This window comes from Candidatus Hinthialibacter antarcticus (assembly GCA_030765645.1).
Lineage (GTDB): Bacteria > Hinthialibacterota > Hinthialibacteria > Hinthialibacterales > Hinthialibacteraceae > Hinthialibacter > Hinthialibacter antarcticus.
Genome location: JAVCCE010000063.1, coordinates 142544 through 157817 on the forward strand (window position 1 = coordinate 142544; position 15274 = coordinate 157817).

Genomic DNA, 15274 nt, shown 5'->3' on the forward strand with positions numbered 1-15274 from the left:
AACCGCTCCCCCTTTGCTGCAACCAATAGTATTTCACTATTGAAACATAGGAAAATACTATTTCCAATTGGTTTTGTCTGTGATAGTTTAAATAGGTATTAAGAATAGTTCTTATATAAAAGCAATGAATATCTAGGAGGAAAGAAACGATGAAGACAAGTAAATTTTTTATGGCAGGGCTGTTGGCGTTGTCTATGTTGATTCCCGCATCAATAGTCAACGCAGCAGATATGGGAGAAACAAAATCAAACCGCTTCTGGTGGCCTGAACAGTTAGACCTTTCGCCGCTTCGCGCACAAAGTCCAGAGTCGAATCCATTCGGAGATTCATTTAACTATGCCGAAGAATTTAAGAAACTTGATCTTGAAGCCTTAAAGAAAGACATTGATAAATTGTTGACCACTTCACAAGACTGGTGGCCCGCTGACTATGGCAACTATGGACCGCTGTTCATTCGTATGGCATGGCACAGCGCAGGCACCTACCGCACGGTTGATGGACGCGGAGGCTCTGATGGTGGTCAACAACGCTTTGATCCACTCAACAGCTGGCCTGACAATGCAAACCTCGACAAAGCGCGTCGCTTGCTTTGGCCGATCAAACAGAAATACGGTCAAAAAATATCATGGGGCGATTTGATGGTTTTGGCGGGAAACGTTGCGATGGAAAACATGGGCTTTAAAACTCTTGGTTTTGCAGGCGGGCGCGTGGATGACTGGGAGCCTGAAATGGTCAATTGGGGCCCGGAAACCAAGATGCTTGATAAAACCGAAACGCGCCGCGACGACAAAGGCAAACTGGAAGGCCCTCTTGCAGCGGTACAGATGGGCTTGATCTATGTCAATCCAGAGGGCCCGAATGGAAACCTGGATCCAATTTCGTCAGCCAACGCGATACGTGAGTCATTTGGCCGCATGGCGATGAATGACGAAGAAACCGTCGCCCTCATTGCGGGCGGACACACATTTGGAAAAGCGCACGGAGCACATGCGCCGGCTGAGAATGTTGGCCCCGAACCCGCTGCCGCGCCGATTGAAGAGCAGGGATTAGGTTGGATGAGCACTGCCGGCAAAGGCAATGCCGAAGATACGACCACAAGCGGTCTCGAAGGCGCATGGACAGCCTCTCCTGTTCAGTGGTCGCACATGTTTCTTGACTTCTTGTTCCGTTTTGATTGGAAACAAACCAAAACTCCAGCGGGAGGAACGGTATGGATTCCGTCCGATGATTCTGCGAAAAATCTAGTTCCTGATGCTCATATAAAGGGCAAGTTCCACGCGCCTATGATGTTTACCACAGACCTTGCTCTTAAAGAGGACCCCAAATATAGAAAAATCGCAAAACGCTTCCTGGATAATCCAGAAGAATTTCAAGATGCATTTGCACGCGCCTGGTTCAAACTCACCCACCGCGACATGGGGCCGAGCGCGCGCTATCTCGGATCGGATGCGCCTAAAGTTTCAATGATTTGGCAAGACCCACTTCCTAAAGTCGATCATAAGTTGATTGATGAAAACGATGTCAAAAAACTGAAATCTGAGATTCTTAAATCCGGGCTGACCGTTTCGGAACTCGTACGTACGGCCTGGGCGTCGGCCGCTACTTATCGCGGAAGCGATATGCGCGGCGGCGCGAATGGGGCGCGAATTAGCCTTAAACCGCAAAACAAATGGGAAGTCAACGATCCGAAGGAACTCAACAAAGTACTCAAACAGTTCGAAAAGATTCAAAAGAGTTTTAATAGCTCGCGTTCGAATGATGCAAAAGTTTCACTTGCTGATTTAATCGTCTTGGGTGGAGCAGCGGCTGTCGAAAAGGCGGCGAGTGATGCGGGCGTTAAAGTTGAGGTCCCGTTTGCTGCGGGCCGCGCTGATGCAACCCAGGACCAGACGGATGTTGAATCATTCGATTTGCTCGAACCAAAGGCGGACGGGTTCCGCAACTACTACTCGAAAGAATGCTACATGCCGCTGACCGAAATGTTGGTCGACAAGGCGAGTTTGTTAAACTTGACCGTTCCTGAAATGACCTTTCTGGTTGGCGGAATGCGTGCGCTGAATGCAAACGCCGGAGCATCCAAAAACGGCGTGTTAACCGACAAACCCGGCGTGTTGAGCAATGACTTCTTTGTGAACCTGCTTGATATGTCCACGGATTGGAAAAAATCAGAGAAAAACGAAGGGGCGTATGAAGGCTATGACCGTAAGACGGGCAAACTGAAGTGGACGGCGTCTTCTGTTGATCTGATCTTTGGTTCGAATTCTGAATTGCGAACAGTCGCAGAAGTCTACGCATATAACGGTTCGAAAGAAAAGTTTGTGCGTGACTTCGTCGGCGCCTGGGTCAAGGTCATGCAAAACGACCGCTTCGATCTGGATTCCTAAAGATCGCCTATCCCTTACCGTCGGGCTCTCGCGATGAGAGCCCGACGCACTGGATGGCGCGAGTAAAGAGAAACCATCCCGCATCTTTTATTCACATATTAGAACGTATCTGAAATAGCGATTGCTAGAGCGGTCTGTTTGTATAACAGCGAGTCATCTCAGTTAGATTGCGCGGCGCTAGTCGCTGACGGAATTTCCGTCGGAGACGGCTCAATGCCGTATAATTCTTCTGTCGTTAAACTGAGATAATCGTCCATCATTTGAGAAGCGACTAGCGGATTGTCTTTTTGAAATTGGGCGAACAATGTGCTCAGCGATTTGTCGGGCATGCTCCGAATCAAGCGAACGGCCCGCAGTTGTTGTTCACGTTTTTCGTCTTCATCGACGACATTATTTGCTTGATAAAGCGAGATGATTAGATTTGATATTTCTTTAGGCTTGGCTTTTGCGAGCGCGGCAGACATTTTTTGTTCGAGTTCACTCAGCTCGCTTTTTTCTTCTTCTTCGCGCTTGCGTCGTAAATCTTGAAGGGTTTCCAATTGTTCTGACGCCGAGTCAACATAGCCTGAAAGCGAATTTTGCAGCGCTAACAGCGAGGCTTCTTTTTTCTTGATTTCGTCTTCACGTCGCGCAAGATCTTCTTCTTTTCGGCGTTGTTGCTCTCTAACGTCAATTATATTGTCGAGTAAATCCGGCATGGGTTTATCAATATCGCCGAGCAAGTCTTCCACTGTATAAGCGTCGGCGACTGCGGTGCTGGTTGCGGCTTGTACTTCATCTGTGGCGCTTGCCACTCCACCCTGGAAAAAGGGCAGGGGAATTTTTTGGAGCATTTCCTGGTCGATCACGCCGGTGTACCAACCGATGCCTGCTGCGGCGCCAATGAGTAAGATCGGCACCAATAAATACAACAGGATGCCGCCATGTTCGTAATCTCGTCGGTTAAATCGCTGCGCACCGATTTCATCCATTGCCTTGTCCTCCTCACGTATGGTTTCCGCTTGCCAATCGGTGTGTTTTTTCTCGCGCAATTTTTCGAGAATTTTTTCTTCTTGATAGAGACCGATTAGTTCTTGTCTGCGTTCATTTTGTTCAGTGCGCAGGCGTTCAATTTGCGCTTGTTTTTCTTGTTCGACCTTATTGATATACGCCCGGAACTGGTCGAGCGTTTTTTGCTTTTGGGTGTATTCACTGTCGCTAGATTGTTCAAGCAAGCGCTGACGAAACGCTTGGACGCTTGCTCGCCCGTCTTCAATCGCTTGTAATAAGTCTAGCACTTGATCTTCAAGGCGTTGAATCTCTTGTTCTTTTTCTTCGATCTGATACCGCTTCAACCGCATGACGGGGTCAAGTCGAAAGTGAAAATTTTTCATTTTACGCCGCCCTGTTTCTGCGTCTTCGTCTGAGGCGCATTTTCCGGTTTCGCAGTGCGCGGCCCGCACATCCCCGCGATATCCATCATTTGACCGACAACTTCATTGTAGTCAAATGATTCTTGAATGCCTTGTTGGAGAAAGGCGTCAATCGTCGGCTTCATGTCGATGGCAAGATCAATTTCGGGATTGCTGCCTTTTTGATACGCGCCGATGTTGATTAAGTCTTCAGAGTCGCGGTAGACCGCCAGTAGTTGGTTTAAGCGGCGCGCAGCTGCGACTTGTTCATGGGGGGTGATATCAACCATGACGCGGCTGATGCTCTGCAATACATCAACCGACGGATAATGGTTGTGGTGCGCGAGTTGGCGCGACAAGACGATGTGGCCGTCGAGGATGCCTCGCGTGGCATCGGCGATGGGTTCGTTCATATCGTCGCCCTCCACCAAGACCGTGAAGAGAGCGGTGATGCTGCCGACGCCTTCGCTAGTTCCGGCGCGTTCCATAAATGCGGGCAGCAGCGCAAATACGGACGGCGTATATCCACGCGTGGTGGGCGGCTCGCCTGCGGCGAGACCGACTTCGCGCTGCGCCATCGCCATACGCGTGACCGAGTCCATCATAAATAAAACGTCCTTACCCTGGTCGCGAAAATACTCGGCGATGGTCATTGCGGTGAGTGCGCCTTTGACGCGGGTCAGCGGCGGGTTATCGCTAGTGGCGACGACAAGAACGCTGCGCGCCATGCCTTCTTCGCCTAAATCTTTTTCGATGAACTCGCGCACTTCGCGTCCGCGCTCACCGATGAGAGCGATTACGTTTACTTCCGCTTCCGTTGAGCGCGCAATCATGCCCATCAGCGTACTCTTGCCGACGCCGCTGCCTGCAAACACGCCCAGGCGCTGTCCGCGCCCCCACGTTAACATCGAGTCAATCACTTTCACGCCGGTTGCAAGCGGCTTTTGGATGCGTTGGCGGGTGATTGCGTTCGGCGGACGGCTATAGATCGAACGAAGCGTCATGGTAGAGATCGGCCCTTTGCCGTCATTGGGATTGCCCAGGCCGTCGAGCAGGCGTCCCAGCAGGTGCTCGCTGCATTTGACTTTGGCGGGGCCGCCGGTCGAAAGAACTTCACAACCGGGGCGAATTCCGGTGATGTCGCCGAACGCCATCAGAATAACGCGCCCGCTGCGAAAGCCGACGATTTCCGCCGGGACGGGGTCGCTGTTCGGCGGGGCAATATAGACCAAATCGCCAACTGCGCCGCCGGGACCGCGCGATAAAATGACAACGCCAACCAGTTCGTCAACGTAACCCCGTTGACGGATCGTATGCGCATTGGCGATCAACCAACGCATTGTGTCCCAGTCGATAGCGTGAGGTGTTAAGGTCATTCGTTTTCAATCGTATCAGTTAAGATGTCAAGTTGGGTCTCGATACGGCCGTCAATGCCGCCGGATGGAGAGTCAATCATCACGCCGCCTTTGTCGACGCGTGGGTCAACCGCGATGTCAATTTTTTCAAGGTCGTCAAATTCTTTCATGAATTCAGGCGCCCATTCTTCGACGGCGGCTTTATCATCTTCGTGGAGGAGGATGCGGATGGATTTGCGGTCTGCGGTTTGTTGAATACACTCCTGGGTAATGCGGACCGCGATCTGGTCGTCTTCTTCGAGTTTTAATTGCAAAATACGCGACATCGCGTCGCAAATGATGCTGCGAATTTCCGGTTCCTGATCGCGAAACATCCCCTCTAGTATGGCCTGGCCTTCTACCGTCATGGCTTTGAGTTGTTGCACCAAACCGGCGATTTGCTGCTTTGATTCTTGCAACCCTTGGTTGAGGCCTTCTTGATGGCCTTGTTCTTTGGCTTGTTCACGAACAGCGGCGTTTTCTTCTTCCAACTGCGCTTTCATTTCTTCAAGTTCTTGTTGAGCGGCGTTACGTAGCGCTTCGGCTTCTTCATGCGCTTCTTCGCGAACCCGTTCCGATTCGACGCGCACGGCGTCAATCAATTCCGCCGCCTCGTCTTCCGCATGGCGCATCACTTTGTCGCGCTCAACAATGTTGTAATCGCGCTCAAATTGAATATTAGGCGCTTTAATGATTCGGCTCATGTTCGGGCTGCTTCCATGTTTGGGCGCTCTTCACTCAATTGTACTCGCATTCATACATCATTGCGGGGCGGTATTAATTGACCATTTCATCTTGTCCGGGGCGATGGATGATAATCTCACCATTTTCTTCCAGGCTGCGCAGGATGCTGACAATTCGTTGTTGCGATTCTTCAACCTGCTGTACGCGCACCGGCCCCATCAGGTCAATGTCTTCTTGTAGGATGCCCGCCGCTCGCGCTGATAAGTTGCTAAACACTTGTTTTCTGACGTCATCGCCAGCGCCCTTGAGCGCGGCGGCCAGTTCTTTCATGTCGATAGAACTCAAGACGCGCTGCATGGAACGGTCGTCGAGCATAATCAAATCGTCGAATGTGAACATGCGCTTTTTGACTTCCGCCGCCAATTCGACGTCTTGTTCTTGGATGGATTCCAAAATTTTCTTTCCAGAGGTCGGGTCGACTTGATTGAGCATTTCCGCCAGGGCGTCGACGCCGCCCGCTTCGCGGAAGTCGCTGGACAGGATGTTCGATAGTTTCTTTTCCAGGATGCGCTCAACGTCTGTAATGATTTCGGGGCTGGTGTGTTCCATGCTCGCGATGCGGATCGCGACTTCTTGTTGCGTGTCAGGGGGGAGTTCAGACAAAATCAGCGCTGCTTGATCGTTGGTCAAGTGGGCGAGAATCAGCGCAATGGTTTGCGGGTGTTCATTGCGTACGAAATTGATGAGTTCCGCTGCATTGACATGCTTGAGAAAATCAAACGGGCGCCCGGCAATCACGCCTTGCAAGCGCTCCAGTATTTCCATTGTCTTGCCTGGTCCCAGCGCTTTTTCGAGGATTTCTTTTGCGGTATTCACGCCGCCGTGGCTCATATACTGCTTCGCCATCGCGGTGTGATAGAACTCCTCGATCACCTGCGATTTATGTTCGCCGGTGACGTTCATCAGGTTGGCGATCTCTAACGTAATTTGCTCGATGTCGGAGTCAGCCAGACTCCGATAGACGTCGGCGGCGATTTCCGGCCCCAGCGACAGCATGAGTATCGCGGCTTTCTTTCGTCCTGTTAGCGTTCCCGGTTCTCTTGGAGGCACGGTCCTGCTCCCTTTACCCTAAGATTTAACAAATGCCAAATCGCGGCGCATCAACGCCGCAACCATTAACTGTTCAACCAGGCTTTGATAATCGCCGCGACTTCTTCCGGCTTTTCCGCTGCGTAGTTGATGACGTGCTCCTGCATCTTGATCCGCCGTTGTTCTTCCGCCGGCAGGTTCGCAACATCGCCGAATTCCGCCAGGCCCAATTGCTGTAGGCTGAGCTCGCGCGTTTCGGTAACCGGCTCGATGGGCACTTCTTCTTGGATCTCTTCATCTTCGATTACCGCCGGGGCAAAGGCGCGTTGGAAGAACAGATAGGCCAGATAACCCACTGCTAACAATAGAATCAACGGCAGCAGCGTACGGAACACGTTGCCTAACATCTGCCAGAATTCTTCGCGCGCTTGCATTTGTTCCAACGAGCGGTCGAACGGCGATTCATCCAGGACAAAAGTAATCGGCTCGCCGGGCAGGGGCATTGCGTCAAGCCCCGCTGCTACGCGCAGCGTCTCGGTCCATTGTGCGATGGTTGTGGGGTCGCGCTGTATTAAATTGCCGTCTTCATCTTCGGTGTAATCAATGGAAATGGAGACATATAAATCTTTGATAGCGCCCTGAGATTTTGCTTTGAGTATTTTTGACCAGGCATAATTGTAATTTGTAATTGCTTCTTCAATGGTTGTGCCCGTTTCTTCCGCTTCCGCTCCGATGCCTTCATCTTGTACATTGGCGGCAACGCCGGGGGGGCCGGAAATGCCCTTCGTTTTTGATTCTTCATTATAGGTTTTTTCACTGATGGCTGCTTGCGTCTCGGGGTCGATCACAACTTCTTCGGTGCTTTGCTTTTCCCAATCTAAAAATGCGCTGACGGAGATGTCATAATTGTCAGGGCCAACGATTTTTTCGAGGCGCTGTTCAAGCTTTTGACGAACAAAATTTTCAACCGAAACTTTAACTTGAAGTTGGCGGCTGGCTTCTTTAACGCCGGGTTCAATGTTGTTGTCTTCGCTTAACGTGCGGTTGTTTTTATCGGTGACGATGACCTGTCCTGCTTGCAGTCCTGTCACCGAAGCGGCGACCAGGTTTTGGATGCCTTTTACTTCTGATGAATCGAGGTCGCGCTTGGCAATCACTTTGACTGACGCGCTGGGTGCGACCTTGTCGCTCTTGAATAGCGCGGTGCGTCCGGGGTTGATCGCAACCCGGGCGGAATCAATCCGGGCGCCTTCGGTGATGACTTCCGAGAGAGTGTTTTGTAAGACGCGGCGGTATTGCGCGTCAAACATGCGGTCGGTCATGCCGAGTTGCACTTTGTCGAAGAGTTCAAATCCCGGGCCGGCGTCGAAGCCAATCAGTCCTTGTCCGGCGAGATCAATGGCGGTGATGTTTTTAATTTTCTCATCCACCATGATGCTTTTGCCGTCGGCGCTAATGCTGTATTTAATGTCATTTGCGTCTAAGTAGGTTTTGATTTCAGCCAGTTGGCCTACATCGCTGGTTTGGAGCAATTGAACATATTGCGGTTGGCTGACGTAATACACCGCTACGCCCATGGTCGCCAATAACAAGACGGGAATCGCAACAAATAGAATTTTTTGTTGCAGGCTGATTTGTTCCCATAGCCGGGTCAGCTGGTCTTGAAGCTGCTGGATGAAATCCTGCATGACGGCTCTCCTGTTTTTCTTTGCGCGTTAGCGCAGCAACTGCCTTCGCCCTCGTTAATTCTCTTTAACCGTTGTCGTCGTGGTCATTGTCTGTTTCGACTCGATCCCGGCGCCCTCGTCTTGCACATTGGAACTGATACCGGGAGGGGATGAGGTTCCAATGTGAATTGTCTCTTCGGTATATGACTTTTCGCTAATGACTACTTGCGTTTCTTGCATCAATGAATACGCAAGAGAATTGATGCCGATCAGCAACAAACAAACCGCAAGGATTCCAAAAAATTGACGACGGTGTTTGATGGTTTCGCTTGATGGTTTCATTGTGGTTCTCCAACATTATGGTCATTCGTCAAATTCGCCATACTGACCATGTCGAGAGTTTCTAATTCATTCGCGTGGGCCAACGATTGACGGGCAACGCTGCGGATGGTGATCTGGTTTTCAGCAAGCGTTGGCGCCAGCGTAGACACCAGTTGATGGAGTTCTTCGATCTCGCGTTGTTGAAGCGGCGCGTGGGTGACAAGACGAATATAGGCGTGGGCGTCTCCGTAATAAGCGAGTGCATTTGTATTGGGCGCAAGCGCAACCAGGGCGCGATCAATTTTTGCCGATGAATTTTCGATGGCTTGAGATAGCGACGTTTCAGGATCGGCGTCTAGGACGCTAAACAGGCGGGCGCCTTTGTTGAACCCCAAGAGCCCGCGTTGGGCCAGCTCTCCCGCCGTACGCTCGCGAACTTTTGAGCCGACCAAAATGTTATAGGTGCCTTTAACCAGGTAAGGGATGTTTTGTTCTTCGAGAAAACTGCGGATTTTCTGCGCGTGTGAGGCGTCAGGCGTAAACAACAACGGCTGAAGCAATCCCGTCGTTGGATACAATGCCGCGCAAAGAATCAACCATGTGGCGGTGGGGATCAACCATATCCCTGTTTTCAGGGTGCGTATCGACGCCAAACTCATCCCTCACTCCTTCATGATCGCCGCGACAGGCTCATAGACGCATCGAGGGCGAATCATTTCTAAATTTTGAATAGGGAATGAGGGTATAACAAAGACGCCGCGTCCCGCCGTTCTGGCTGGATGCGAAGCAAGGTGTGTCCCTCAAACCCGAATAACCGCGCCATTGCGCGATCAAAAATAAAAAGTAAAACCGAATCGCTTATATTGTTCCGCGAAACGTCATTTGATTCAATGCTAAACTGGCGTCCGTTTTAATTCGCTCCATGCTTGCATTAACTGCTTGCGAATTTGCATTAACAAATTAAACGCGACCCCGGCTTCTTCAACTGAAATCATCACTTCATGTACGTTGCTGATTTCGCCCGTCACTAACTTTTGTATTTTATCTGCAGCGCCGTGCTGCATGTTATTCACTTCATTGACCGAGTTCGCCAATAAGTCAACAAACGATCCGCCTGGCGCCTTTGGCGCAACCGGGCCGGATACGCCGTTCATCCCTTCGGTGCGGGGCGTTGGGCCAATCGGCCCAACCGGCATCTGGTCGTAGGGGCTGCTCACCCGTTCGTTTTCCCTTCGCCGTCAGCATTTGCGGCGTCGTTTTGTATGAGCGACTGCATCATTTGATGCATGTGCATCGTTCCACTAAAGGCGTCCTTGGCCGCGTCCATCGCCGATTGAACGTCGTCGAGGTTGGCTGGCGCGGACGATTCGATTTTTTCAACGTCCTGGCTGACTTTGCCCATCGCTTCAATCAGTTTGCCTTCAAACACGCCTTCTTGCGGTTTGGGCGTAGCGGGCTTCGGCGCAGCGGCCGGTTCGATGCCCGTGATTTGAGGCGGTATGCGTAACGGTGAATCATTCATGGTTCTGTCCTCAACGCGTCAGGCTTGTTTTTTATTGTCCGCCGATTCGTAACGCGCGCGTTTGCATCTGTTTGTAAGCGTTAAATGATGTGACGTTGGCTTCATACGCCCGCGACGCATCAATGATATTGACCATCTCTTTTGTGACGTTGATATTGGGACGTAAGACGATTCCGTTTGGGTCGGCGAATGGATGCCCTGGATCATAAATTTTCATAAATGCGTGCTCGGAGCGGTCTTCCGTAATTTTCTGTACCTTGACGCCCGTGCCGATGATTCGGTTCAAGCGGCGCCTGGCCGTCGACATCGATTCGGAAAATGTACGCCCTGGCGCTTCAAAGATGACTTCGCGTTTGCGATAGGGAGACCCTTCCGCCGTGACCATTGTGTTGGCGTTGGCGATGTTATTTGAAATGACGTCCATACGGATTCGCTGGGCGGTCATCCCCGATGCATTGATATGATAACTCATCTACTCTCTCCTAGCCGCCCGGGTTTAGCGGGCGCCTGCCTCTTGCAACACGCGGCGCAAGCCTTGGTAGCGTCGGCGGATCAATTCGCTGAACTGGTCGCTGCGCTGGCTGTTTTCCGCCAAGTCGGCCATTTCCTGGTCAATGTTTACGTTGTTTTTATCCGGGCGAAAACGGGTCATATTATCAATATCGACCCGCGGCTGCACCAATGGAATTGCTTCCGGCCCGCCGATGATAAAATGGGCGGGGTGGGTGCGTCTTCCGCTGACGTCGGTTCCTCTCAGAACGCGCTTGAGTTGGTTTTCAAAATCAACCGTAGCGCGCTGATATTTTGGCGTATCGACATTGGCGATGTTATTGGAGATCGCTTCATGCCGCTTACTTGCTCCCTCAATGCCCTTTTTGAGAACATGCAACGTCGTGTTATTAAACATTTGGGAAATCAGCATAAATCCGGTCCTTCAAATAAAAGAGTATCTAATTATTTAAGCAATAACCTTACCAATGTTTATCCTCGTGTAACTGCATATTCTGTATGTAGTTACAGTTATTCAATTACTGACGGGTTCCCCTTAAAGGGCAACTCTTGCCTCATTTAACCGCCTTGCAGCTGTTGATTGCGGGCCAATTCGCGTTGTTCGCGCAATCGCGCCAAAATGGAGGCGATCAGTTTTCTTTTTGTATCGGCTTCGGCGATTCGGTCTGCCGAGCCTGTAATCTTTACGCGGTTATAGGCTTCTTCCGCTTTTCGTAAGTATGTTTCATACATACTGTTATCGCCGTTTTGCTGGTATTGTTTGGCTTGTTCTTCATAAGCTTCACCCGTCAAAATTAGCGCGTCGGCGTATTGGGTGAGGTTGTCCATTGATTGTTCAGTTATGTTGCCGAGTTCGTTGACTGCTTGCGCGGGCTGGTTCATATCGAGATAGGCTTGACCAATCCGGTAGTGAATCATCCCGGTGCGTTGCGGCGCGTTGGCGTGGCGCAGATAGGCTTTATATGCGCTGATGCTCTCCGGGTAGTTATTTAAGCGATACTGAATATTGCCAATTGCATGTAGAGATTCTGCGTCATTGGGCAATTTTGCGTTATCCGGGAGCGGGTAATTTTTGGCCAGAGAGTCGAATGCGCCGAGCGCGTTGTTAAGTTCATCGTCGCTCTCTTGACCGGATTTTAAAGCCGATTCTTGAATGTGAGAACGGGCGATCTTTTTCAGAGACTCAAACCCCGGGCCTTTCACGCCTTTGGGCGTTCCATAGTCGCGGACGATGCGGTTGTACCATTCCCGCGCACGGTCGGGCGAGAAGTGGCGCAAATAGGCGTCTGCGAGTTTCATCTTGACGCGAGCGTTGGGGTCGGGGTAGGCCTCGCCCAAATAGTCGCGGTAATAATCAATGGCTTTGTCATAATTCGCCAGCAGTGCGTTGATGTCGCCTAGGCGTTCAATGGTTTCGGGGACGTGTTTTTTCGCGGCAGCGTCGTTTTGGTGTTTATCGAGCGCCTCTAATAAGTACTTTTCCGCGTCGCGTTGTTTGCCCGCAAAAAAGGCGCTGTGTCCCCGGTTGAACATGATTTCAATGAGATAACTTTTATTCTGGACATCAATGTATTTTGACAATTCGCGCGATTCGATGGCGCGATCATAGGTCAAGATCGCGTCGGCGTATTGCTGTTTTGCTTTCTCGCGAAGTTGTTGGGCTTGTAGTTGGTCGCTTTGCGCCTGTGATTTTGCCAGCAGGTCGTCCGCTTGCTGGTTGAGGTGCTGGCCGTATTCATCTTGAGCTTTGCCCATCCAATAGAGCGTCAAAAATGTGTAGTCGGTATCGGGGTAATTTTCTTTTGCGCTTTGAAAGCGGTTCAATGATTCTTCATAGTTTTTATCAACCAGGAAATAGGCGTTCGTCAAACGCAGTGTGGCCAAGTGGCTGATTTCGCCTTGACGTTCTTTGGGGAAGAAGGCGTCTTTCGCCAGCGCTTCACGGTAATATTTTTTGACGTTGGTATAATCTTTATTTTTCTTGGCCATTTCCCACGCGACATGGCCTAACAAATAATGCAGTTTGGCGTCTACGTCAGGGGATAATTTGGTTGTATTTTCCGTGTCTTCGCTTTCACCCAGGAGAATTTGCCCCGCCGCCATCGCTTCGGGATATTTTCGCATAATGAAGAGGGCTTCTGTTTTATTATAGATGATGTCTTCTTTGAGTTCTTTGTTATCGGTCGAAATCATCTCATCGTACAACGTGTTGGCTTTGCCGAGAAAATCTTGCGCCAGTTCGCGTTGCCGCGCCGCTTCATCGAGTAAGGTTTGGCGGTAGGTGATGCCTTCCGGGAACGATTGCGCGCCTTCCTCATTGCGGTTCCACAGTTCGCCGGCGGCGCGCCCACGCATCAGGTACATATCCGCCAACGGTTTAAAAATTTCATTTCGCTGGGCGTTCGAAAGGTTTGTGACCAAGCGCGCTTCGTTTTCTGCGGCTTCATAATGGCCAATTGATTCGCGCAGAAACGCATCGGCCTGTTCATTTTTTTCTTGTTCTTGGCTGCGTTCGTACAAACGATATTGAATATCGCCTAACTCGGCGTGTATTTGAGATAAAGCCAAACGGTTCTCATCGGGTTTTGTTTCGAGGCGTTCCAAGGCTTGTTTATAGCGCTCGGTCGCTTCATTGAGCATGTTGAGTTCTTCTTCTTTATCGGTCTTGGCCCATTCCTGATAAATGTCAGCGATTTTTTGAATCGCTTCAACCGATTCCGGCGAGGTGCTAAATCGTTGCGCGAATTGGTCGAATTGATCAATGGCTTCTTGATAGCGTTTGAGCTTTTGTTGGGACAGCGCAATGCGCCACAGGGCCTCTTGTTGGTATTCAACCGGAACAAATTGATCTTCGCCGGCTACGCCTTGCGAGACGGCGCGGTTGGCGATTTTTTGCAAGTAGTCTAAATAAGTATTGTAGCGTTGCGTGGTTTGCCGGTAGGCTTCTTCTGATTTCTTTGCAATCGGGTCGGTATCTTCTTCTCCGGCGTTTTCTTCATACAGGTTCGCCAGTTCAAAGGTGATGTCGCACCAATTGTAGTAGGCGTCTTTCGTTAATGGCGTTTCAGGAAATTCGGTAATGTACGTTTCAAATTTTACTGAGGCGGCTTCTAATTCTCCTGCGCGTTCTTTCCAGCGTTCAGCGCTGAGGTAATCATATTCCGTCACAATGTCTCGGGCGCTTTCCTGGTGTGCGACTGCTTGGTCATAGATATCTTTTTGCGCTTTAGGGCTGAACCACATCCACCACGCAACGACGCAGACCAGCACAATAATCATCAAACTGAAAGCGCCGCCGATCAACGCCCAGGTTTCGCTGGGGGAAAGGTGGATGCGACTGAGGATTTTTTCGAGGAAGTTGGGAACGTATTCTTCTTCCTCTTCGCTGATGACGTCGCCGTCGCCAGCGCCGCCAGCGCCGCCTTCTTCACCGTCTAGTAGTTCGAGGTCTTCTTCATCTAACTCAACGCCTTCCATTTCATCTTCAAGGCCTTCAGTCAGTTCATCGGCGGCGTCATCAATATCATCAATGTCATCGGCGACGCCTTCCAGGTCAGCTGCGTCCAGCCCGAGTTCTTCACTCAAGCCCGCTAGGTCATCGTCAAGACTAGCGTCTTCCAGGTCGACGCCTTCCAGGTCTTCCATCATATCGGGGTCGAGCGCCATGTCTTCGAGACCCGATTCTTGCAGCGTGTCCATTCCCTCGAGGCCGTCATCGCTTACTTCATCCTCATCGGGCATGTAATCATCAATGGCATCGAGTTCCGGCGCCGAGAGGTCATCCTGTTCGCTTGCAGGCTCTGGCTCTTCTTGTTGTTCAAAGGGAGAGCGGCTTTTTGTTTCTTTGGGGACGGAAGTAGAAAAGAACGTATTTAATTCGTCAGGCGTGTATTCGCTGTTTTTTAGCGTCCGGGCCAAATTTTTGGCTTTTGAGAACATGCGGGAGAAAAGCGAGGGCGGTTTGTCAAACGACGATTCCAGCGTAATCTGGCGCGGGATGTTGCTTTCAGAGAACCCGGCGGAACTCGCGCCAAGCGCTTGAGTAACGGCTTCATCGTCGACAATGGGGTCGTCGGTAAGTTGGCGGCGCCCTTTGCCGGAGATCATTGACTGGGGCAACTCGCCGTTGTCGACCATTACTTCGACCAGGCGTTGCTCAAGCAACGAGTCGACCTCTGTCATGGGGTCGTCTACGTCATAACCGGCCGATTTCATGGCGCGCAGAATGGTCTCCGACCGCACGCCTAATTCAAGCGCCAGTTCTAACGCAGTTTTTGAACCATCCATTGGTCCAGCCGCCATTTGTTCTGGT

General features: G+C 50.9%; 13 protein-coding genes. 1 reads left to right on the plus strand and 12 read right to left on the minus strand.

Annotation, left to right across the window (positions count from 1 at the left end):
- The first annotated feature begins 149 nt into the window (after positions 1-149).
- Entirely contained in the window at positions 150-2384 is a 2235-nt protein-coding gene (gene katG, locus P9L94_15670) for a catalase/peroxidase HPI (protein MDP8245523.1), read from the plus strand.
- A 158-nt stretch (positions 2385-2542) separates the two neighbouring features.
- Here the strand turns inward: katG and P9L94_15675 are convergent, their stop codons facing one another.
- From P9L94_15675 to P9L94_15730, 12 genes are all read right to left on the minus strand, one after another.
- A complete protein-coding gene (locus tag P9L94_15675) occupies positions 2543-3757 on the minus strand; it encodes a flagellar export protein FliJ (GenBank protein ID MDP8245524.1) in 1215 nt (404 codons plus the stop codon).
- The gene (locus P9L94_15680) at positions 3754-5151 is read right to left on the minus strand and encodes a FliI/YscN family ATPase (protein ID MDP8245525.1); all 1398 of its coding nucleotides are present in this window, start codon (positions 5149-5151) and stop codon (positions 3754-3756) included. Before P9L94_15680 ends, P9L94_15675 begins: the two co-directional genes overlap by 4 nt.
- Complete coding sequence (locus P9L94_15685; protein MDP8245526.1) at positions 5148-5873, minus strand: FliH/SctL family protein; 726 nt, start codon at positions 5871-5873, stop codon at positions 5148-5150. The genes P9L94_15680 and P9L94_15685 overlap by 4 nt, the downstream gene beginning before the upstream one ends.
- A gap of 73 nt (positions 5874-5946) precedes the next feature.
- Positions 5947-6963 carry a flagellar motor switch protein FliG gene (gene fliG, locus P9L94_15690; GenBank protein MDP8245527.1) on the minus strand — a complete coding sequence of 339 codons (1017 nt, stop codon included), beginning with the start codon at positions 6961-6963 and terminating at the stop codon, positions 5947-5949.
- A 65-nt stretch (positions 6964-7028) separates the two neighbouring features.
- Positions 7029-8630: a flagellar basal-body MS-ring/collar protein FliF gene (gene fliF / locus P9L94_15695; protein MDP8245528.1), complete on the minus strand. Its 1602-nt coding sequence runs from the start codon at positions 8628-8630 to the stop codon at positions 7029-7031.
- Positions 8631-8684: 54 nt separating this feature from the next.
- Complete coding sequence (locus tag P9L94_15700) at positions 8685-8951, minus strand: hypothetical protein (protein MDP8245529.1); 267 nt, start codon at positions 8949-8951, stop codon at positions 8685-8687.
- On the minus strand, positions 8948-9589 hold the full coding sequence (locus tag P9L94_15705; GenBank protein ID MDP8245530.1) for a hypothetical protein: 642 nt from the start codon (positions 9587-9589) through the stop codon (positions 8948-8950). Before P9L94_15705 ends, P9L94_15700 begins: the two co-directional genes overlap by 4 nt.
- A gap of 234 nt (positions 9590-9823) precedes the next feature.
- Entirely contained in the window at positions 9824-10147 is a 324-nt protein-coding gene (gene fliE / locus P9L94_15710) for a flagellar hook-basal body complex protein FliE (protein MDP8245531.1), read from the minus strand.
- Complete coding sequence (locus P9L94_15715) at positions 10144-10452, minus strand: hypothetical protein (protein MDP8245532.1); 309 nt, start codon at positions 10450-10452, stop codon at positions 10144-10146. The genes fliE and P9L94_15715 overlap by 4 nt, the downstream gene beginning before the upstream one ends.
- Before the next feature lie 31 nt (positions 10453-10483).
- Positions 10484-10924 carry a flagellar basal body rod protein FlgC gene (gene flgC, locus P9L94_15720; GenBank protein ID MDP8245533.1) on the minus strand — a complete coding sequence of 147 codons (441 nt, stop codon included), beginning with the start codon at positions 10922-10924 and terminating at the stop codon, positions 10484-10486.
- A 24-nt stretch (positions 10925-10948) separates the two neighbouring features.
- Positions 10949-11374, minus strand: a complete 426-nt coding sequence (gene flgB / locus P9L94_15725) for a flagellar basal body rod protein FlgB (protein MDP8245534.1) — start codon at positions 11372-11374, stop codon at positions 10949-10951.
- Positions 11375-11520: 146 nt separating this feature from the next.
- Positions 11521-15264, minus strand: a complete 3744-nt coding sequence (locus P9L94_15730; GenBank protein MDP8245535.1) for a tetratricopeptide repeat protein — start codon at positions 15262-15264, stop codon at positions 11521-11523.
- Positions 15265-15274 lie beyond the last annotated feature (10 nt).